General features: G+C 38.2%; 25 protein-coding genes. 16 read left to right on the forward strand and 9 right to left on the reverse strand.

Features of this window, described 5'->3' with window-relative positions:
* The first annotated feature begins 61 nt into the window (after window positions 1-61).
* Window positions 62-340 (forward strand): sporulation YhaL family protein, encoded by a 279-nt coding sequence (locus tag IQ10_RS10225; RefSeq protein WP_144450413.1) that lies wholly within the window; start codon window positions 62-64, stop codon window positions 338-340.
* Window positions 341-370: 30 nt separating this feature from the next.
* On the opposite strand, the gene IQ10_RS10230 is transcribed toward IQ10_RS10225, so the two are convergent.
* Entirely contained in the window at window positions 371-1,300 is a 930-nt protein-coding gene (locus IQ10_RS10230) for a peptidylprolyl isomerase (protein WP_144450414.1), read from the reverse strand.
* Between the two features lie 193 nt (window positions 1,301-1,493).
* On the opposite strand from IQ10_RS10230, the gene IQ10_RS10235 reads away from it, so the two are divergent.
* Window positions 1,494-1,577 carry a YjcZ family sporulation protein gene (locus tag IQ10_RS10235; RefSeq protein ID WP_088102685.1) on the forward strand — a complete coding sequence of 28 codons (84 nt, stop codon included), beginning with the start codon at window positions 1,494-1,496 and terminating at the stop codon, window positions 1,575-1,577.
* Window positions 1,578-1,600: 23 nt separating this feature from the next.
* A complete protein-coding gene (locus IQ10_RS10240) occupies window positions 1,601-1,687 on the forward strand; it encodes a YjcZ family sporulation protein (RefSeq protein WP_144450600.1) in 87 nt (28 codons plus the stop codon).
* Window positions 1,688-1,806: 119 nt separating this feature from the next.
* Here IQ10_RS10240 and IQ10_RS10245 read toward each other — a convergent pair whose 3' ends face one another.
* On the reverse strand, window positions 1,807-1,986 hold the full coding sequence (locus IQ10_RS10245) for a hypothetical protein (RefSeq protein WP_144450415.1): 180 nt from the start codon (window positions 1,984-1,986) through the stop codon (window positions 1,807-1,809).
* A 179-nt stretch (window positions 1,987-2,165) separates the two neighbouring features.
* Here IQ10_RS10245 and IQ10_RS10250 point away from each other — a divergent pair, with 179 nt between their 5' ends.
* Complete coding sequence (locus tag IQ10_RS10250) at window positions 2,166-2,759, forward strand: YpmS family protein (protein ID WP_158640028.1); 594 nt, start codon at window positions 2,166-2,168, stop codon at window positions 2,757-2,759.
* 55 nt (window positions 2,760-2,814) lie between these two features.
* On the opposite strand, the gene IQ10_RS10255 is transcribed toward IQ10_RS10250, so the two are convergent.
* From IQ10_RS10255 to IQ10_RS10265, 3 genes are all read right to left on the reverse strand, one after another.
* On the reverse strand, window positions 2,815-3,357 hold the full coding sequence (locus IQ10_RS10255; protein ID WP_144450417.1) for a DUF3267 domain-containing protein: 543 nt from the start codon (window positions 3,355-3,357) through the stop codon (window positions 2,815-2,817).
* 205 nt (window positions 3,358-3,562) lie between these two features.
* Window positions 3,563-4,156 (reverse strand): HTH-type transcriptional regulator Hpr, encoded by a 594-nt coding sequence (locus IQ10_RS10260; RefSeq protein WP_144450418.1) that lies wholly within the window; start codon window positions 4,154-4,156, stop codon window positions 3,563-3,565.
* Window positions 4,157-4,345: 189 nt separating this feature from the next.
* Entirely contained in the window at window positions 4,346-4,696 is a 351-nt protein-coding gene (locus IQ10_RS10265; RefSeq protein WP_144450419.1) for a YtxH domain-containing protein, read from the reverse strand.
* An 81-nt stretch (window positions 4,697-4,777) separates the two neighbouring features.
* On the opposite strand from IQ10_RS10265, the gene IQ10_RS10270 reads away from it, so the two are divergent.
* Window positions 4,778-4,966: a hypothetical protein gene (locus IQ10_RS10270; RefSeq protein WP_144450420.1), complete on the forward strand. Its 189-nt coding sequence runs from the start codon at window positions 4,778-4,780 to the stop codon at window positions 4,964-4,966.
* Between the two features lie 56 nt (window positions 4,967-5,022).
* On the opposite strand, the gene serC is transcribed toward IQ10_RS10270, so the two are convergent.
* Entirely contained in the window at window positions 5,023-6,108 is a 1,086-nt protein-coding gene (serC, locus tag IQ10_RS10275) for a 3-phosphoserine/phosphohydroxythreonine transaminase (RefSeq protein WP_144450421.1), read from the reverse strand.
* A gap of 305 nt (window positions 6,109-6,413) precedes the next feature.
* Window positions 6,414-6,848, reverse strand: coding sequence for an HIT family protein (locus IQ10_RS10280; RefSeq protein WP_144450422.1), 435 nt, complete (start codon window positions 6,846-6,848; stop codon window positions 6,414-6,416).
* 184 nt (window positions 6,849-7,032) lie between these two features.
* Here IQ10_RS10280 and IQ10_RS10285 point away from each other — a divergent pair, with 184 nt between their 5' ends.
* From IQ10_RS10285 to IQ10_RS10305, 5 genes are all read left to right on the forward strand, one after another.
* The gene (locus IQ10_RS10285) at window positions 7,033-8,619 is read left to right on the forward strand and encodes a long-chain-fatty-acid--CoA ligase (protein WP_144450423.1); all 1,587 of its coding nucleotides are present in this window, start codon (window positions 7,033-7,035) and stop codon (window positions 8,617-8,619) included.
* Between the two features lie 104 nt (window positions 8,620-8,723).
* Window positions 8,724-9,218: a PCYCGC motif-containing (lipo)protein gene (locus IQ10_RS10290; protein ID WP_144450424.1), complete on the forward strand. Its 495-nt coding sequence runs from the start codon at window positions 8,724-8,726 to the stop codon at window positions 9,216-9,218.
* A 129-nt stretch (window positions 9,219-9,347) separates the two neighbouring features.
* Entirely contained in the window at window positions 9,348-10,091 is a 744-nt protein-coding gene (locus IQ10_RS10295; protein ID WP_144450425.1) for an ABC transporter ATP-binding protein, read from the forward strand.
* Window positions 10,088-11,299, forward strand: a complete 1,212-nt coding sequence (locus IQ10_RS10300) for an ABC transporter permease (protein WP_144450426.1) — start codon at window positions 10,088-10,090, stop codon at window positions 11,297-11,299. Before IQ10_RS10295 ends, IQ10_RS10300 begins: the two co-directional genes overlap by 4 nt.
* A 61-nt stretch (window positions 11,300-11,360) precedes the next feature.
* The gene (locus tag IQ10_RS10305; RefSeq protein WP_144450427.1) at window positions 11,361-12,095 is read left to right on the forward strand and encodes an EcsC family protein; all 735 of its coding nucleotides are present in this window, start codon (window positions 11,361-11,363) and stop codon (window positions 12,093-12,095) included.
* Between the two features lie 67 nt (window positions 12,096-12,162).
* On the opposite strand, the gene IQ10_RS10310 is transcribed toward IQ10_RS10305, so the two are convergent.
* The gene (locus IQ10_RS10310) at window positions 12,163-12,879 is read right to left on the reverse strand and encodes a cytochrome c biogenesis CcdA family protein (RefSeq protein WP_144450428.1); all 717 of its coding nucleotides are present in this window, start codon (window positions 12,877-12,879) and stop codon (window positions 12,163-12,165) included.
* 309 nt (window positions 12,880-13,188) lie between these two features.
* On the opposite strand from IQ10_RS10310, the gene IQ10_RS10315 reads away from it, so the two are divergent.
* The 6 genes from IQ10_RS10315 (at window position 13,189) to IQ10_RS10340 (ending at window position 17,798) form a co-directional block, all read left to right on the forward strand.
* Window positions 13,189-13,593: a LiaF transmembrane domain-containing protein gene (locus tag IQ10_RS10315; protein ID WP_144450429.1), complete on the forward strand. Its 405-nt coding sequence runs from the start codon at window positions 13,189-13,191 to the stop codon at window positions 13,591-13,593.
* Between the two features lie 14 nt (window positions 13,594-13,607).
* The gene (locus IQ10_RS10320; RefSeq protein ID WP_144450430.1) at window positions 13,608-14,261 is read left to right on the forward strand and encodes a PspA/IM30 family protein; all 654 of its coding nucleotides are present in this window, start codon (window positions 13,608-13,610) and stop codon (window positions 14,259-14,261) included.
* A 149-nt stretch (window positions 14,262-14,410) separates the two neighbouring features.
* Window positions 14,411-15,277: a DUF4097 family beta strand repeat-containing protein gene (locus tag IQ10_RS10325; protein ID WP_158640029.1), complete on the forward strand. Its 867-nt coding sequence runs from the start codon at window positions 14,411-14,413 to the stop codon at window positions 15,275-15,277.
* 22 nt (window positions 15,278-15,299) lie between these two features.
* Window positions 15,300-16,118, forward strand: a complete 819-nt coding sequence (gene liaF / locus IQ10_RS10330) for a cell wall-active antibiotics response protein LiaF (protein WP_144450432.1) — start codon at window positions 15,300-15,302, stop codon at window positions 16,116-16,118.
* Entirely contained in the window at window positions 16,115-17,188 is a 1,074-nt protein-coding gene (locus IQ10_RS10335) for a HAMP domain-containing sensor histidine kinase (RefSeq protein WP_144450433.1), read from the forward strand. Before liaF ends, IQ10_RS10335 begins: the two co-directional genes overlap by 4 nt.
* The gene (locus IQ10_RS10340) at window positions 17,166-17,798 is read left to right on the forward strand and encodes a response regulator (protein WP_144450434.1); all 633 of its coding nucleotides are present in this window, start codon (window positions 17,166-17,168) and stop codon (window positions 17,796-17,798) included. The genes IQ10_RS10335 and IQ10_RS10340 overlap by 23 nt, the downstream gene beginning before the upstream one ends.
* Before the next feature lie 46 nt (window positions 17,799-17,844).
* On the opposite strand, the gene IQ10_RS10345 is transcribed toward IQ10_RS10340, so the two are convergent.
* Entirely contained in the window at window positions 17,845-18,321 is a 477-nt protein-coding gene (locus tag IQ10_RS10345) for an antibiotic biosynthesis monooxygenase family protein (RefSeq protein WP_277877976.1), read from the reverse strand.
* Between the last annotated feature and the right edge of the window lie 66 nt (window positions 18,322-18,387).

Below are 18,387 nucleotides of genomic sequence, written 5' to 3' on the forward strand. Positions count from 1 at the left end.
TTCTAACTTCTAATGCTTGTACATATCGTATACTAACGATGACAAGCATGGAGGGGAAATAATGAAACGTACACAGAAAAATAAGCAAGTAGCGCTCTTTTTATTAGTTATTCTAGCCGTTAGCTTTATTGTAACTCAAACAGCTATTGGTGCCTTTCTCCTTTCAAGCCCTTGGTGGATCTATTTTGTTCTTGTCGGTATTGGTTTAAGTGGCTATATGACTGTTAAATACTTTCTTGAAGACAGGCGCTATGAAAACGAGTGGATCGAGAGCGAAGGAAATGTTTATATTAGAAGAATGGAAGAGGAAAAAGAACGTAGAAATATAAAACAATCCTAAGAGCCAACACTCTTAGGATTGTTTTTTACATTATTCAGCTGGAGCAGGGGCAGGAGCAGCTTCTTCTGTACTATCTTCCTTTGAAAATAAATCAGAATACTGAGGATCTTGAATCTCAATATTCGCATTGTCGATTAATTCTTCCATCACTTCATCTGTCGTTTTAGACTGTTGTTGAGTGAGAAGTTGTTCAATATCAGATTTATAATCATCAAATGTCTCTTTTTTGTCAGTTACTTTAATAATATGAAACCCAAAATCAGATTCAACAGGATCACTAATTTCATCGATTGCTAGTTCAAAAGCAGCCTCTTCAAATGGTGGAACCATTCGGCCTTTACCAAAGAATCCTAGTTCTCCTCCGTTAGCTGCTGATCCATCAATTGAATATTCCTGTGCTAATTCAGCAAAATCCTCACCAGCTTCAAGTCTCTCTAAAACTTCTTGTGCCGCTGTTTCATCTTCAACAAGAATGTGACTTGCTTCCACTTGTTCCTCAAATTGCTCTGAATTCTCTTCATAATACGCTTGCATTTGTTCCTCTGTTACTTCTACATCTGATGCAGTTAATTTTTGTAGAACAAGAGGAGGTACAATAAATTCTTGAACAAATGTATCCATAGAATCAGCTTGAATATTAAATTGTGTACGAAGCAATTCTAAAAGTTCTTCATCATTTTCCGTCCCGAAATTGCTACGGAAATTATCTAGCTCTTCTTCAATTTCCTCATCGGTGACCTCAACATCTTCCCCAGCTTCATTTAAAACAGTACGTTGAATCATCTCCTCAAGAGTGTCTTTTCCGTATCGTTGCTTTAACGTATCGATAAATTCTGATTCTGTGATTTCTGTTCCATTAACGGTTGCTACCGTTGAGTTATCACTTGCTGCATCATTATTACAAGCAGCTAATGTTGTCATACAAGCAAGGCTGATAATAGCTATCAATCTTTTTTTCATTATTGTTCACTCCCCAAATTCTCGCTCTTTAAAGCGCCTATATCGATTCCAAACATAACTATACCATACATTCTAAAGAGAGAGAAACAGTTTCATAAGCAAAGACAGGTAATAGCCCAATAAGGTAGCAGACGGGTACAAAAGTTGAGTGAAAGCATAGTATATTCTAGTAAAACACAGAGGAGGTGTGTATATGTCTCACGCATACCACGGTGGATTTGCGTTAATTGTAGTCTTGTTTATCTTATTAGTTATTGTAGGTGCAGCTTGGTTGTAATCATTTAAGAAGGAGGGGTTAAAATGAGCCATACTCATCACGGTGGATTTGCGTTAATCGTAGTCTTGTTTATTTTGCTCGTGATTATCGGGGCTTCTTGGTTCTGTTAAAGTGTGACAATTGAGAAAAGGGAGGGCTTAATGAAGCTCTCCCTTTTCTTAAAAGGCAAGAAAGTAGAAAATTCGATGATGTCTAGCTCCAGCGGCTGATCAAGGCGCTGGAGTGTTTCTTATGTGAATAAAATTTTAACATATGTAGATGTTAGTAAGATGGTCATAAGAATATTGATTGTTCTAAACAATTTAGGCTGTTTTTCTAATGGAATCTCACGCTTTATGCATAATGCATCTGTCATTGAGTTAATCACAAATAAAATGAAAAGCGCGAACAAAATAATAAAGAAGACCATGCATCTTCCTCCTGACAAGCAATTATAATTAAACTTTATCAAAGATTGAGTAAAAAAGATAGGAAAATACCTTATTTCATTAAAATCTTCCTTTCTTATTATTATTAATATGTTAAGGATTGTAAACGGTCTATTGTCGAATTAAAATGATGGAAGAAGAGATAGAGAGGTGTGAAGAGATGAATAGAGCAATGAACGGTTGGAAAATAGCATTCTTTTCTTTAGTAACACTTATCCTCATCGCTTTCATTATCTTTATGAGCTTTTTTTTACGTTACTTTCCCGAAGTGAGTCAAGACCATTACCTTCAGCAGCAGCCTTCTGCAAAAGAAGCGACGTTTTCCATTCAATCGGATAAGATGAGGTTAAATTCATTCATAGCTTCGCAAATTGCTGCTAATCCGACGGAGATTCCTTATATGGTCGAACTCACTGACGAGCATGTACAATTTCGCTCCTCTTTTTCCATTTTAGGAAGAAATGTACCTGTTACGGTTAATTTTCAACCAATCGTTGCTGAGAATGGTGATTTATTATTAGAAGTAGAAACATTTTCAGTTGGAATTCTATATTTGCCAGTTGACAGGGTATTGCAGCTCATCTATGAGTGGATTGAGCTTCCAGAGTGGGTTGAAATGTATCCAAGTGACCACTTAGTTGAAGTGAAAGTGACAGAGCTTACTGTAGAGGGTAATAAATCAATGCGTTTTCGTTTTAAAACGTTTGACTTAAAGGAAGATCACATTGAACTTGATATGATAGTGAATGAATAAGAAGCTGACTAAAGAGAGTCATCTTCTTATTTCATCTAAAGAAAAAATCATAAAATTACATGGCCTGTTTAATGAGAATATGAAAACCCTCTGCATGGGTCTCGACAAAGCATTTCTTTGGTGCTTTTAATAAATAAGATACATAGACCAAATCGTAGAAAACGAGGCCAAAATGAATGGAACTCATAATCGAAATGTAGGCAATATACATAGGAAACAGAACAGAGGCTATTGCGCCTACAACAGTAATAACAAGAAATGGCATTAATAGAGCTGTCAAATAGAGATTACGAGATAACGGTTTTGTAATCTTGACAGTTAATGTTGGGATAAATGAGTTCCATTTCAATTTCACTTTAGCCTTGTTACCACATAACCAAATCGGAATAATATGAAGAGCCTGATGAATGATTACTAAAAATATGATGCTTCCAATAAAGAAAAAGAAACCAATATTCGTTAGTTCTGGTGTTTTTACAAGAGTACTTACAACTAAGTAATAAAATAAAAAAGAAAATAGCATCGTGCATCCAGAATACATCATTAGGCGCAACGAACCGTAATCATGCGTAATACGTATAGTTTTCCAGCAGTTCATCGTCTGCTGCACCTCCTCAATCTAATTGAATAATTTACGCCTATTTTTTAAAGAAATCAATACCTATGACAAAAATAAATAGATTTTGACAAATGGCAACATTCCAAGTGCTGAGGTGACACCGAGTTTCCAGGACGTAGGCGTAACTAGCGATCTTGTAAACTTTCCAAGTAAAATAGCACAAAAAAAAAAGCCTAGCATATAGCTAGGCTCCTTCATTGGCATAATCCTTTTTTCTATCTGGTACGTGTTTGATAAGTCGTCCATCATCTTCGGTAAATCCTTCGTCAAACTTTGTTAATGAATCTTCAAACATTTCAACAAAATCAGGACCATAAATATGACGAACAATACTCATTATTTCTGAGAATTCAGGGAATTTTCCGTAAAGATCTTTAATGGGTAGAGCACCTTCATACACACCGTATGTGCTTGGTTGATAGGCCTCCATTGTTTGTAAAAATAACTCTTTTCCCTCATTTGTTAAACAAACATAAGTGTTTCTTTTGTCATTTTCTTTTTTCGAGAAAACAAGTAACCCTCGATCCTCGAGTTTCTTTGAAAAATTGAAAGCAGTTGAGACGTGCATAACACCAAACTTTGCAATATCTGATATTGAAGCCCCGTCTAAATGATAAGCAATCCATAGAATGTGATGCTCATTAATATTAAGATCAAATGGCTTAATCCAAGTTTGCCAATCTTTCTCAACCGATTTCCAAAGTGCCTTACTTAACTGTGCTACCTTATGGCTAAACATGACTGATTGTTTTAAGGAGCCAGATAATTGTTGGTCCATTTTTCTCCTCCCATCCAGAAGTACTATTCAAATTTAAACAAATGTATCCCGAATGTTATCTTTAAATATTTTTATTCTTTCTATTATGACAAGGTTTTAATAAAAAATAAAGTGAAAAATTAGTTAATTATAAAATTTAGAAAATCAGGACTGTTTTACAAGTATAAAGGTTTAAGAGAAAGCAGCCTCTTAGGATGAAAGCTGCTTCGCTTTTTCTACATTTTTTTGTAAAGAATCAATATCTTCCTTCAGTTGTGCAAGAGTGGGTTCCACGTCGCGTTTCCAATGATCAACTGATTCTTTTACTTCGGTTCCGACAATTTTAATGGCTTCTTTGCTAACTTGTGTTGTTGTTTTTAGTTGGCGTGCTAGCGCGTTGCTATCCTGTGAGAATTGTTGAACACTAGCGCGAACTTTAGATGCGTTATTTTTACATCTCATTTTTAACTCTCTACCAGAAGATGGCGTTGTTAAAAGAGTAGCAACAGCTGCGAGTGCTGTTCCGATCATGACTCCAGATAGAAATGATTTTGCTTTCATAGCTAGAAACCACCTTTCATGGTGTTATCGTCATATTCCCATTCACATCATCATATAAATATAAGATTAAGGAGGGATAAGATGGAAGCGATTATTTTATTACTCATTTCAGCTTGCTTATTGTCAGCTTACGGATTTATTTATGTCTCACTTCGTCTAGCGCGTAAAGTAAGAAAAGACGAGCGTAGGCAATTTAAAACAACTTTTATCGTCTTACTCTTCATTTTGTTAATAAGTGGATCAAGTGCAGCGATGCTTGTTTTAACATAAAGTAGTTAGGAGTGTTTCATTCCTAACTACTTTATTATTTTAGAAAAATATTTAGACTACTGATTATTTAAACGATAATCATTCATGAAATCGCGTAAAGCCATACATGCTTCGAGTGGTACAGCATTGTATGTGGAAGCGCGACAACCCCCAACTGAGCGGTGACCATTTAATCCAACAAATCCAAGCTCTTTTGCCTTTGCAAGGAATGTCTTATTGTGTTCCTCTGAAGGAAGGTTGAATGTAATATTCATTAATGAACGAGCATCTTTATCTGCATGTCCAGTGTAAAAGCCATTACTTTCGTCAATTGCATCATAAATGAGTTTTGCTTTTTCTTGGTTTTTACGCTCGATTGCTTCTACACCACCTTGTTCCTTAGCCCATTGTAGGACATTGCGTAGCATGTAAATCGCAAATGTTGGTGGTGTGTGGTAAAGAGAATTAGTATCTGAATGCGTTTTATAACGAAGCATTGATGGAACACTTTCAACTTCTGCTTCCAGTAGATCTTCACGAATAATGGCAACCGTTATTCCTGATGGACCAAGATTTTTTTGCGCTCCTGCATAAATAAGACCAAATTTTTCAACATCAATTGGACGCGAGAGAATGTCACTAGACATATCGGCAATTAATGGAGCATGAGTAACAGCTGGGAAATCCGCCCATTGTGTACCATAAATTGTGTTGTTTGATGTAAGGTGTACATATGCATCATTATCGTTAAATGTTAAAGAATCAATAGCTGGGATAGAACGATATTCTGAATTTTTTGTTGATCCAGCAATAGTTGTTTCTCCAATCAGTTTAGCTTCCTTAAGTGCTTTTTCAGACCAAGCACCACTTAGGATATAGTTACCAATTGTTCCTGGCTTTAAAAATTGAAGAGGAACCATTGAAAATTGTAGACTTGCTCCTCCTTGCAGAAATAAAACTTTATAGGAATCTGGAATATTAAGCAATTCTTTAAAAAGAGAGATCGCTTCATTGTGCACCGCTTCATACTCTTTACTACGGTGACTAAGTTCCATTACTGACATTCCTGTTTCATTGAAGTTGGTTAACTCTGCTTGCGCCTTCTCTAATACTTCTTTCGGCAAAGCAGAAGGACCAGCATTAAAATTGTATACCTTTTGCATGTTTCTCCACTCCTTTATCTCTTCACCACATTAACGGGTTATTGGATTATGATTATCGTACCATAGTTTTCACGAATTTTGATTAGTTTTTTACGTATTTTCAGAATGTTTTATGACAGAAAAGCGAAAGTGCCTCGAATAGCTGCGACAAGTACTGGAAGCCTGGACAGGAGTTGCCATGGTTTAGGCAACGTTGTACAGGTTGAAGGAACCTCGAGCAGCTAGGCACTGTAGCTAGACAAAGAAAAGCGAAAGTGCCTCAATTAATCTTAACAGATAAAGAAAAAGCCAACTCTTGATTAGAGTTAGCTTTTGATAAAGGCAGAAATTTCATGCGCCATTTTTTGAAGGTCATCCCCGCTATAATTTGAGCTATGGTCTTTCCAAACAGCACCAAAACCATCGCCTTTCCCGTATCTAGGGATAAGGTGGATGTGATAATGGAAAACAGTTTGTCCAGCTGCTTCGCCGTTATTATTAACGATATTTAGGCCAGCTGGCTGATAAGCTTTGTTAATACCATGAGCGATTTTTGGAACAACCGAAAACAGATGGCTTGCTACTTCAGAAGATAGTTCAAAGATATCTTTTTGGTGAACTTTTGGAATGACGAGAGTGTGGCCTTTTGTCACTTGGCTAATATCTAGGAATGCCAGAACATGCTCGTCTTCATATACTTTAGCTGCTGGAATATCCCCTTTGACAATTTTACAGAAAATGCAGTTTGGATCAAATGTCATCGAATCCCTCTTCTTCCTAATTTAATTTGTACATTCACTATAACCGAGCTCAAGTGACGGTGGCAAGTGTCTTATTGTCATATAACAGTTCGAAATTTGCTAAGAATGATGTACACAGTTATATGGAAAATGGTACAATGTGTTTGAATAATTTAAAAAAATAAAAAATTGGGGTGGAAATGATATGCATGTACCATTAGTGTTAACAGATTTCCTAGACAGAGCAGTTGAGCTTTATGGCAAGAAGTCAGCAATTATTGGAGACAATCAGACATTCACCTATAACGAATTACATATTCGTGTGCAAAAATTAGCACATGGTTTGAAAGCGCTTAATATTGAAAAAGGTGATAAAGTAGCTTATCTTGCTCCTAATACATACGAGATGCTTGAAGGTTTCTATGGCGTTTTTCATGTTGGTGGAGTCATGACACCATTAAATACACGACTAAAAGCAGCAGACTATGTTTTTATTTTAAACCACAGTGAGAGTCAAGTTCTTTTTGTTGATCATGAATTGTTTCCTTTAGTAGAACCAATTTTAGATCAATTGGAAACAGTAAGAGAGATCATTGTACACGGTGCAAAAGAGGATACAGAGCATTATAAGAGCTATGAAAAATGGCTTGATGCTCAACCATCTACTGAGTTCGACCGTGTTCAACTTGAAGAAACAGATATTGCAAGTCTTTTATATACAAGTGGAACGACGGGAAATCCGAAGGGGGTTATGCTGACACATCGCAGTAATTACTTACACGCTATGAGTGTTCAGCACCATCTCCGTGTTTCAGATCAAGATACCCTACTACATGTATTACCGATGTTTCATGTAAATGGCTGGGGTTCCCCTTTCTATTACACAGCAAATGGTGCGACTCAAGTTATGCTTCGTAAAGTGGATGCTGGCACTATTTTTAAAAAGATTGAGGATCACGGTGTAACAGTTGCTCATATGGCACCTACTGTATTAAATATGCTACTAAGCTATCAACAACAAAATCAATTAAAAACAAACCATAATATGAGAGTGGTCATTGCTGGATCAGCTCCACCTCCTGCTTTTGTAACGAGAGTAGAAGAGGACTTGAAGTGGGAGTTTATCCAAGTGTACGGTATGACGGAGATATCACCTCTTGTTACAACATCACAAATTCGCTCTCACCATCTGTCTAAGTCTAAAGAGGAGAAATATCGTCTTAAGGCAAAAACAGGCTACCCGTTGATCGGAACGAAAGTCCGTGTCGTTGATGAAAATGGTGAACCAGTGGCGATGGACGGCAAGGCAATAGGAGAAATTGTAACGAGAACCAATGGTGTCATGGAAGGATATTGGAAAAATCCTGAAGCGACTGCTGAGACAATTGTGAATGGTTGGCTTCACACAGGGGATATGGCAACCATTGATGAAAACGGGTACATTGAAATTGTTGACCGTAAGAAAGACGTTATAATAAGTGGCGGTGAGAACATTTCTTCGATTGAGGTTGAAGGAGTCTTATATGATCATCCTGCAGTCCTAGAAGCTGCAGTTGTGGCAGTCCCTCATGAAAAATGGGGAGAGGTTCCACATGCAATTGTTGTTGTTAGAGAAGGTCACTCTTTAACAGAAGATGAGCTAATCACTTTTGCTAAAAGTAAAATGGCTCATTTTAAATCGCCAAAAGGCATTACATTTGCCGATGAACTACCGAAAACAGCGTCTGGAAAAATCCAAAAGGTTCAATTACGGAAGCAGTTCTGGGGAGACGGGGCAAAGATGGTTAACTAATGATTGAGAGTAGAGTATCAGTGTTTTTCACAATTTTGTCCAATCTGATTAAAGTTTTACCATGCTATAATGAGAACAAATGATCATTATAGAGGTGAAACGATGTGAAAAAGCTAGGCATACTAATTATGTCTGTTATGCTTATAGCAGTTGGTTGTCAGTCGGGACCAGAAGAGGAATCGACTACAAGTGAGCATACAGAACATGTGAATAGTTTGGAAGATGTACACGAGCTGACAGCTTCCATTGAGACACTGCCTTCATTTTTAAGTAATCATCCTGATACGATCGCAGATATTTATGCTCGTGTTCCACATTATCAAGACGTAATTGAACATATGCCTTGTTATTGTGGATGCGGAGAAACCGCAGGTCACCGTAGCAGCTATGATTGTTTTATAAATATCCACAATGATGATGGTTCGCTTGTTTGGGACGATCATGGTGCAAAGTGTCCTGTTTGTTTAGAGATTGCTTATTATTCAATGGAGCTTCATGACCGAGGAGCATCGCTTGAAGAAATCCGTGAATTTGTTGATGACCGTTATCAAGAGGGCTTTGCAGAGCCAACCAATACACCGATGCCATCTGATGTGTAAGGTGAAAACAAATCAAGATTGAAGCTTCGTGCCATATGGGTACAGAGCTTCTTTTTGTTTTGTCTTCTTCTGACTAGAGAAACCTACTGTCAATTTGATAAGATAAGATGATGAAGGAGTGTGGTGAACGTGTCAGAGGTCATAAAGATATCTGGATTAACAGGTGGATATCATCCAAAGAAGCCAGTTTTACATGATGTGAATTTCACTGTGAATAAAGCTGAAATAGTTGGTTTAATTGGTTTAAATGGTGCAGGGAAAAGTACGACGATTAAACATATCCTCGGGTTACTCCAACCACATAAAGGAAAGGTAACGGTTGCAGGAAAATCGTTTCAAGATGATTTGAATGAGTATCGCAGGTCATATGCTTATATCCCAGAAATGCCGATTTTATATGATGAACTAACATTATGGGAGCATCTTGAACTAACAGCTCTTGCTTATGGTCTTGATGAGCAGCTTTTTCAAGAACGAGCTGATAGACTGCTTAAGGAATTTCGAATGCAGAAAATGAAAAAATGGTACCCGAGCCATTTTTCAAAAGGGATGCGTCAAAAAGTTATGATTATGAGTGCCTTTTTGATTGAGCCACCAGCTTATATTGTCGATGAGCCAATTGTTGGACTTGATCCGATTGGAATTCAATCATTTCTAACCTTTTTAGAGGATATGAAAAAACGTGGTGCGGCTGTGTTGATGTCTACTCATATTTTAGCAACAGCTGAACGGCATTGTGATCGATTTGTAATTTTGCATGAAGGTCGAGTTGTCCTTGAAGGAACACTTAATGAAATGAGAGACGAGTTGAAGATGCCTAATGCGACGCTTGATGATATTTATATTGAGATGACAAAGGAAGAACTCGTATGAGAGATGGAATGACATTATGGAACGAACGAGTTCGTGATTATTGGAATGAGGCGATTCGCTATTTACGATTAATCGGGAATAGTGGCTTTCTTTTTACAGTGTATGTGTTAATTATTATTGGTAGTTATTACTATAGCGTGTTGCTTGATTGGCTACCAGAATCATTCCCAGCTGTGTGGATATTTGTCGCTGTATTCGCTCATTTATTAACGAGAAGTGGAGTGAGAACGTTTGTCAAACCAGCTGATGTCGTTTTTCTCTTACCGTATGAATCGAAGTTAGACTCTTATTTTCATGCTTCACAACGGTATTCCTTTGTTTTACAAAGTGCAGTTATATTTTTAGTGTTGATAGTCCTTTCACCATTATATTCACAGTATCTTAGAGAGCATGCTGGAAGCGTGTTGTTTGTACTGAGTATGCTTCTGATTGTTAAGGGCTGGAATATACTTACGAGCTGGGAGGAGCAGCGTTTTCAGAGTGAAACGGACAGGCGTACTCATTTTCTGTTACGTGGTGTACTTAATATTGCGTTTGCTTTTCTCCTTTTTTCGGGAGCGAATTGGCTGTTTCTTGTCGCGGTATTTGCGATTATGGTAGGACTATATGTTTTCTATTATCGTAAGTTATCAAGGGTGTTGTCATTAAAGTGGGATCATTTGATTCAAGTAGAACAAGGGATGCTTCTTTCGTTTTACCGAATCGCCAATGCTTTCACAGATGTCCCGCAATTGAAAAATAAAGTTCGACCAAGAAGCTATCTTAGCTGGCTGCTTAAAGGATTGACGAATTCACAGACGTCCATTTATCATTTTTTATTTGCGCGTTCGTTCTTACGTGCAAACGATTATGCAGGTATTTATATTCGTCTCGTCGTCATCTCGGCACTTGTCCTGTTTGTTATACCTGATGGCTGGCTTCAGCTTGTTGTAATGCTACTATTTATGCATATGGTCACAAATCAATTAGCAACACTTTGGTATCATTATGATGCAATGATGTGGGTTGACCTGTATCCTGTAGGCGAGGGAATAAAACAAGAGGCGTTAACACAGGTTAGCTTCCGTCTCCTATTAATGATGACAGCTGTTCAGATTTGTGTGCTGTTTGCGACATCTTCAACCATGATTGCAGGAGTCGCACTCGTTGTTGGGGTGGTCTATAGCTTTATAGGAAGTCGCACATTCATCCACAAACGTAAAAAGTAGTCATGTTTTTAAAGATGTTTGCATGAATTGTACTAAGACATGATGAGAGGTGCAACTAAATATGTATGAAGATCAAGTAGCAGAAGAACTCGTTAGATGGAAGAGGAGATTAATGAAACGACCATCAATGACAGGTCGCTATACAAAAGGGATTCAAGCAAAAATGAATAAAATGGTCCCTGAAAAAATTCATACTGTTGTAACTGCTAGTATCAAAAACATGGTTCATGCCACATTAGTCGGATCAGAATACACCTTACAAAAGCAGCCAGAACAAGCATTAAGTTTAAAAGAACGTGAAGAAAAAGTGCGATCATTAACAAGTACCTATAAACGAACAGCTGCGCTTGAAGGTGCTGGTACAGGAGCGGGTGGGATTTTGCTAGGCATGGTAGATTTTCCACTTTTGCTGAGTATTAAAATGAAGTATTTATTTGATACGGCTTCTGCGTACGGCTATGATGTTCGTGATTATCGTGAGCGATTATTTGTTTTATTGTTGTTCCAACTAGCATTCGCTAGAGAAGATAAACGAGAAGGACTCATTTACCGAATTGAGAATTGGGAAGAAGAAAGACTAAGACTTCCTGAGAAAGAAGAGTATTTAAATCATGTTGATTGGAAGGAATTCCAGCTCGATTATCGTGACTACATTGATTTAGCCAAGATGTTTCAATTGATACCAGGTTTCGGAGCGATTGTGGGAGCAGTTGCGAATTATCGTTTTCTAGATGTGCTTAGTGAAACGGCGATGAATGGCTATCGCATTCGTTGGCTTGCAGATGAGCATGAATGACATAAATAAAAAGGTTGATCAAGCAGGTATTAAAGCTTGATCAACCTTTTTTAGTATCATAGTGAACTTAGAGAAAGAATGGAACAAAGCGTGCAAAATAAGCAGAAATGACGCTGAATTGTCCAGTGAAAAGCAGGATACCGAGCGCGATCATGATTCCGCCGCTTGCTTTTTGAATCTTAGGTAGCCATTTGTTTAATTTACGCATTTTATCAAGTGAGCGCGACCAGAGGAGCGCCACACCAACGAAAGGAATCCCTAAGCCAATCGAATAAATAAACAGCATATACATTCCTGTCCACATCGTGTCTGATTGACTAGCAAGTATGAGAATCGATGATAACACAAGTCCAATACATGGCGACCAGCCAGTACCAAATAAAAATCCTAGCAGTACAGAGTTAGCAAAGCTCGCTGACTTTCGTGGTTTCGCAGAAATTCTTTTTTCGCTAATAAGCATTCGGATTGAAATGATACCCATCATTTGTAAACCGAATACAAAAATAATGATGCCGCCAATTTGCTCGAATAACTGTCTGTTACTCCAAAAAGCTTGCCCGATAAATGTTGATGAAGCCCCGAGTAAAAGGAAAATCGTAGTAAATCCAATTACAAAACCAATGCTTCTCGATAAAATTAATTTCCGATCAGCTCCGACTTGATTATCAGCAATATTTGTACCAGTTAGTTGAGCTAAGTAAGCAGGAACTAATGGAAAAATACATGGTGATAAAAAAGAGACAACGCCTGCCAAAAAAGCAAGCCAAATCGTAACTTCAGCCATGTTTAACACCTCTTTAATCAATAAAATACAAAGTAGGACAGTATAGTCTATTCTAGCCTAATCTAAAAGTATGAATCAATTTTAACATCTTTTTAGATTGAAAAGATGACCCCACCAACGTTTTAGAACAATCTTTATTATAGCTGATTCTCATGATAACGATAGCAAATAATAGGAACGTTCACGGAAAGGTCATAAGGCTAATGAGAAATATCAGCCTTGAGACTGAGAGAAAACCATGCTTCGGAGTGGCGGAAGAAAGTAAGATCACCTCTACAATAAAGGTAATTCAAATAAAGGAGGGTGACTATGAGGCATTCTGCAAAAATGTTTGGAGGCGTATTGCTTATTGTAGTTGGAGCAAGCCTGCTTCTTAGCATGATCGGTATTCACCTAGGTGGTTTAATCGGGCTTGCAATCGGTGCTTGGTTACTGTACTGGGGTTATTCTAAATGGCAGCAAAAAGGTGGGTGGTCATTTTCAAGTATTTTCCTGCTAACGATTGGTTTACTGTTTATGATCGGTAGTTTAGGTGGAGTGATCAGTTTACTTTTCGGTATCGCTCTGATCTACGGGGGATACAAATTGTTAAAGTCTAAGCAAGTGTTTAAAGACGATGAAATAGTAGTAGAGCGCAGACCAACCAAATCGACGTATGACACGATTGATGAAGAGTTTGCGAAATTAATGAAAGTAAAACAAACAAATAACTAAAGGAGGCCATTATTATGGTGATGACAAGAATCAATCGATTTTTTAAAGCTTATATTCATGAAGGGTTAGATCGTATGGAAGATCCCGTTATTATGGTGAAACAGTATATGCGTGATATGAAGGAAGATATACAAACGTTAGAAGCACAAATTGAGAAGCATGTTGCTCTTGAACATTCGTTAACACAGAATTTACAAGCAGCTAAAGAGTTAGTCGAACGTCGTGAACAGCAAGCGAGAATCGCTCTAGAGGCTGAAAATGATGATCTTGCACGTAGGGCGTTATTTAGTAAAAAGGATGCTTTTGAGCAAGTGAATCGCTATGAAGAAATGCTAGAAAAAAACAGAGCACAAATAAAAGAAAGAAAACAAGAATTAGAACAGTTACAATTAAAATACGGGCAACTCCGTGATCGTAAGCTTGAGTTAATCCTTCGCGTGCAAGCTGTCAAAGCAAATCAACAAATGAAACAGACAAAACAAAAATATGATCAAAAAGGAAGCAAGATTGAAAGTGAATTTGAGCGTATGGAAGAACGTGTTATTGACTTAGAATGGAAAAGTGGCAGTAAAACAGCTGTGGAAGTAATGAGTAAAGACAAGGCTCACTCTGAGGAAATTGAAGCACAGCTTACGCAAATGAAGACAAAAATGGAATTGAGGGGATGAGGGAGGAACTTAAGTCCACTCACTCTAAGAAAAAGATAAAGAACCTTCGCTAAAAACACCCACGTCGTGTGGGAAACCTCTTTCTTACTAGGTGTAAGAAAGAGGTTTCTATATCTTTTAAAAATAAATGAATGAGGGAGGGAAGAGAAATGAAAAGAGTTGCTGGAGTCGCGCTGATTATTTTTGGCTTGTTTGTTTTGCTGACCTCACTTCCTTCTTTATTTTCGTCTTTTAATAATGTAACAGCTGAGAAGGAGTGGTCAAAGGAAGTTGATTCATTTGAGCAAATTCGTTTGTCGAGTACATCGATCGATTTTGATATTGAAACCTATCAAGGAACGGAGGTAATTGTCCAGTTAGAAGGCACTGACGGACGTGTGAAGATTCAGACAACAGAACAGGATGCTGGGTTATCAATTGAGATCAAAGAGCCAGGTTTCAGCTTCTTTTCTTTTGATTTTTCTAGGGAACCAGAGCGTGCAGTTGTGCAGATACCTGAGAAGTATGAGGATGAGCTTGATGTCAGGACGGTTTCAGGTGCGATTAAAGTTTCAAGGGGGCTCAATTTAACGGAGCTCGGTCTGAAAACCATTTCAGGTGATATAAAAATAACGGAAGTGGGGGCAACAGATGCTTTGATGTCAACGACGTCTGGAGATATCGAGATTGGGCAGTTAAAATCAAAGGAATCAGTTATGAAGAGTACATCTGGAGATATTCTTGTTGATGCAATGACAGGTGCTATAAATGGAAAAACGACTTCAGGTGATATTGAAATTGGATTTGCGAGTGAGAATGAGGCGACATCACTGGCGACTGTATCTGGAGATATAGAAGTGGGTCTTCCTTTTGCGAATGCAGCGTTTTCAATTAAAACAACATCAGGTGAGATAGAAATAGAAGAGAATTTGCGAGAACAATCGATTCAATCACGGTCTATTTCTGGTAAAATAGGCGAAGGAGAATTCCCGTTTTTTGTTTCAACGATTTCGGGGGACGTGGATATTCAGAAGTAATGGAGAGAAAGGAGCGGGAAGCATGAGGAAGCAGACGATAATTGGATTCATTATTGTCATTATCGGTCTAAACATTTTATTTGATGCGATGAATATCTCAACAGGATCCTTTGTGGCACCGCTCATCTTTTTTGCAATAGGAATGTTTTTTTATCAAAGAAAGCATACCTTTTTAAGTATGTTTTTCTTTATTGTCAGTGCTAGCATTTTCTTTGATCAAATTCTTGGAATGAATTTGATTGGTTTGCTCATTGCCTTTGTCGCTCTTTATTATGGAATTCGTTTAGTTCGTTCGCCAAATAAGAAGAGAGAGCAAAAAGTAAAACATAAAAAACGAAGAAAAAAGGAGAAAGCGAAAGAAGACATTCAACCCGTTGAAATAAAGGATCAGGAGATAGAAGGTGAGATAAAGCTACCACTTTCACTTAAAGAACCTTTTGAATATAACAATGTGGAACGCGAATTTTTAAAACCACCGATCCGTCGTAATTGGATAGGTGATATTCACTATACAGGAGAAGCATTTGAGTTAAATGATTTAATGATCTGGAATGGGATTGGCGACGTGAGGTTAGATTTAACAAAGGCAATGATTCCAGAAGGAGAGACCGTCATTATCGTTCAAGGGATGATTTGTCAAATTAATTTCTTTGTACCTGATGATTTGGCCGTCACTATTGTGGCATCTTCATTCATTGGGGAAGTTTCTTTATTTCACGAAAAACAAGATGGACTGAACCAGCAGCTTAGTGTCGCGACAAAAGGCTATAAGCAAGCTCCAAGACGGGTAAAGCTTGTTCTTTCTTCGGTCATTGGAGAAGTGAAGGTGAGAGCGGTATGAGGAAGCGTTTGGCTCGATTACAGTGGCAATTTATTCGGCATAGTTTCATTGTCTCGTTGCTAACATCTTTCTTTTTAATCTTTCTCGTTACATATGAAGATGACCGTGGCTTGCTTCTTGTCTTTGACAGAGACTTTGTTGGTATTCCCATTGCCATTTGGATGATCCTCGTCATTGTAGTTACTGGTCTAATGAGTGGATATATACAGGCTGCCCCGATAAGGAGACGAATTGATCAGCTTGTCCATGGTGCGACTCGTTATGAGCGCGGGACATTTTCCCATCGAGTTGAGGTGGAAGGAGAAGATGAGGTTGCGGAATTAGCAGAGAGAATGAATGGGATGGCACAGCATATTGAAGAGCAGGTCGCTTCGCTACAACGTTTATCAAAAGAGCGAGTCAAGATGCAAGAAACGGTGAAAAAAGCTGCGGTAACAGAAGAGCGCCAGCGTTTAGCAAGAGATCTACATGATGCTGTTAGCCAACAATTATTTGCGATTTCAATGATGACAGCGGCTATTAAACAAAATCTCCAAAATACCTCAGACTCAACGGCTGTTCAGGTGGCGATGGTTGAGAACATGGCTAATACAGCACAAGCGGAAATGCGCGCATTGTTGCTTCATCTTCGTCCAGCTCATTTAGAAGGGAAAAGTTTAGAAGAAGGTATGCATACATTACTAAATGAGCTAGAACAAAAATACCAGGTGAAGGTTCATACAATTATTGATCAACAATTAAGTATACCAAGAGGGATTGAAGATCAGCTGTTTCGAATGATTCAAGAAGCGATTTCCAATGTACTCAGGCATGCGAAGGCGACACAACTTGAGTTTCAAATGAGGCAAACGAGCCAAGAGTTGAAGGTGAAGCTCATTGATAATGGAGTTGGTTTCGATACGAAAATAGTTCACCAAGGTTCCTACGGCTTACATACAATGCGTGAGAGGATCAATGAAATTGGTGGTACGTTACATATTGTCTCTGTTCCAGAAAAAGGAACGCAAATTGAAGCAAACATTCCAATAGCATGGAAGGAGGAACAAGATGATTCGAATACTTCTAGTTGATGATCATGAGATGGTACGAATGGGTTTGTCGGCATACCTTTCAACACAAATGGATATGTCTGTCGTTGGTCAGGCGAGTAATGGTCAAGAAGGGATCGATCTTGCCTTAGTAGAGAAGCCTGATGTGATCTTAATGGATTTAGTGATGGAGAAGATGGATGGGATTTGTGCAACTGCAGCTATTATGAAGATTTTACCTGAAACAAGGATCATTGTCCTTACAAGCTTTATTGATGATGAGAAGGTGTATCCTGTGATTGAAGCTGGTGCATTTAGTTACTTGCTTAAAACATCATCGGCAACAGAGATTGCTGATTCGATTCGGAGTGCAGCAAAAGGGGAGTCTGTTGTCGAAGCAAAAGTGACCAATAAAATAATGCAGCGTATGAGAGGAGCAAAGGAAAAATACTTGCACGATTCGCTTACACCTCGTGAACGAGAGGTTCTTCAATTAGTAGGGGAAGGAAAAAGCAATCAAGAGATCGCTGACACTCTTTTTATTGGTATTAAAACGGTGAAGACTCATGTTAGTCATATTCTCCAAAAACTTGAATTAGACGACCGAACACAAATGGCTGTTTATGCTCATCGATATGGTCTAGCCAAATAAAAAACATGCGAAAGGGAGAGCCTATCGCATGTTTTTACTTATTCCTTTATCCTTTTAGGTGGTAAGTTGTGACAAAGGAAGGACGCGGAAAAATCGTTGTAGCAAGACCCTCTGCAGTACCACGTTTTTTGTGTGCATTTTGATAGGATTGTGATGTTTGCCAATTTGTAAATGATTCTTCATTCTCCCAAATCGTCATGACAACGTATGTATCATCATCAAGTGGACGGAGAATACGGATCGCTTTGAATCCAGGCTCTGTTTCCACTAGACCTGCGCGGTTTTTAAAGCGCTCTTCAAACGTTTCGCGACCTTCAGCACTGACAGGAATGTTATTCATCACGACATACCCATTGCTTGGAAGCTCGCCAGTTTCGCTGAAAATCTCGTAGCGTTTTGCTGATAGATCTTCATATGATTCACCTTCAAAAAAGAAAAGTGATCCAGAATCTCCTTCCATTGTTAGACCATGATTTGGTAGTGTTGAATCCTCTGAAATTTCAATCGTTAATGCTTTTTTCAATGTCATTTCCTCCCGATTCTTGTTATGATGTGAAACGAATCTGATTATAACTCGTAAATAAAGTGT

Source organism: Halalkalibacter nanhaiisediminis, from assembly GCF_007830185.1.
GTDB lineage: Bacteria > Bacillota > Bacilli > Bacillales > Bacillaceae_D > Halalkalibacter > Halalkalibacter nanhaiisediminis.

What these genes read in the sequence shown, in the direction of transcription:
- IQ10_RS10320 (WP_144450430.1), top strand. Translation starts at nt 13,608, where the DNA reads ATGGTGATGACAAGAATCAATCGATTTTTTAAAGCTTATATTCATGAA.
- serC (WP_144450421.1), bottom strand. Translation starts at nt 6,108, where the DNA reads ATGCAAAAGGTATACAATTTTAATGCTGGTCCTTCTGCTTTGCCGAAA.
- IQ10_RS10325 (WP_158640029.1), top strand. Translation starts at nt 14,411, where the DNA reads ATGAAAAGAGTTGCTGGAGTCGCGCTGATTATTTTTGGCTTGTTTGTT.
- IQ10_RS10240 (WP_144450600.1), top strand. Translation starts at nt 1,601, where the DNA reads ATGAGCCATACTCATCACGGTGGATTTGCGTTAATCGTAGTCTTGTTT.
- IQ10_RS10265 (WP_144450419.1), bottom strand. Translation starts at nt 4,696, where the DNA reads ATGAAAGCAAAATCATTTCTATCTGGAGTCATGATCGGAACAGCACTC.
- IQ10_RS10235 (WP_088102685.1), top strand. Translation starts at nt 1,494, where the DNA reads ATGTCTCACGCATACCACGGTGGATTTGCGTTAATTGTAGTCTTGTTT.
- IQ10_RS10300 (WP_144450426.1), top strand. Translation starts at nt 10,088, where the DNA reads ATGAGAGATGGAATGACATTATGGAACGAACGAGTTCGTGATTATTGG.
- IQ10_RS10285 (WP_144450423.1), top strand. Translation starts at nt 7,033, where the DNA reads ATGCATGTACCATTAGTGTTAACAGATTTCCTAGACAGAGCAGTTGAG.
- IQ10_RS10310 (WP_144450428.1), bottom strand. Translation starts at nt 12,879, where the DNA reads ATGGCTGAAGTTACGATTTGGCTTGCTTTTTTGGCAGGCGTTGTCTCT.
- IQ10_RS10245 (WP_144450415.1), bottom strand. Translation starts at nt 1,986, where the DNA reads ATGGTCTTCTTTATTATTTTGTTCGCGCTTTTCATTTTATTTGTGATT.
- IQ10_RS10250 (WP_158640028.1), top strand. Translation starts at nt 2,166, where the DNA reads ATGAATAGAGCAATGAACGGTTGGAAAATAGCATTCTTTTCTTTAGTA.
- IQ10_RS10280 (WP_144450422.1), bottom strand. Translation starts at nt 6,848, where the DNA reads ATGACATTTGATCCAAACTGCATTTTCTGTAAAATTGTCAAAGGGGAT.
- IQ10_RS10335 (WP_144450433.1), top strand. Translation starts at nt 16,115, where the DNA reads ATGAGGAAGCGTTTGGCTCGATTACAGTGGCAATTTATTCGGCATAGT.
- liaF (WP_144450432.1), top strand. Translation starts at nt 15,300, where the DNA reads ATGAGGAAGCAGACGATAATTGGATTCATTATTGTCATTATCGGTCTA.
- IQ10_RS10305 (WP_144450427.1), top strand. Translation starts at nt 11,361, where the DNA reads ATGTATGAAGATCAAGTAGCAGAAGAACTCGTTAGATGGAAGAGGAGA.
- IQ10_RS10230 (WP_144450414.1), bottom strand. Translation starts at nt 1,300, where the DNA reads ATGAAAAAAAGATTGATAGCTATTATCAGCCTTGCTTGTATGACAACA.
- IQ10_RS10315 (WP_144450429.1), top strand. Translation starts at nt 13,189, where the DNA reads ATGAGGCATTCTGCAAAAATGTTTGGAGGCGTATTGCTTATTGTAGTT.
- IQ10_RS10340 (WP_144450434.1), top strand. Translation starts at nt 17,166, where the DNA reads ATGATTCGAATACTTCTAGTTGATGATCATGAGATGGTACGAATGGGT.
- IQ10_RS10260 (WP_144450418.1), bottom strand. Translation starts at nt 4,156, where the DNA reads ATGGACCAACAATTATCTGGCTCCTTAAAACAATCAGTCATGTTTAGC.
- IQ10_RS10225 (WP_144450413.1), top strand. Translation starts at nt 62, where the DNA reads ATGAAACGTACACAGAAAAATAAGCAAGTAGCGCTCTTTTTATTAGTT.
- IQ10_RS10255 (WP_144450417.1), bottom strand. Translation starts at nt 3,357, where the DNA reads ATGAACTGCTGGAAAACTATACGTATTACGCATGATTACGGTTCGTTG.
- IQ10_RS10270 (WP_144450420.1), top strand. Translation starts at nt 4,778, where the DNA reads ATGGAAGCGATTATTTTATTACTCATTTCAGCTTGCTTATTGTCAGCT.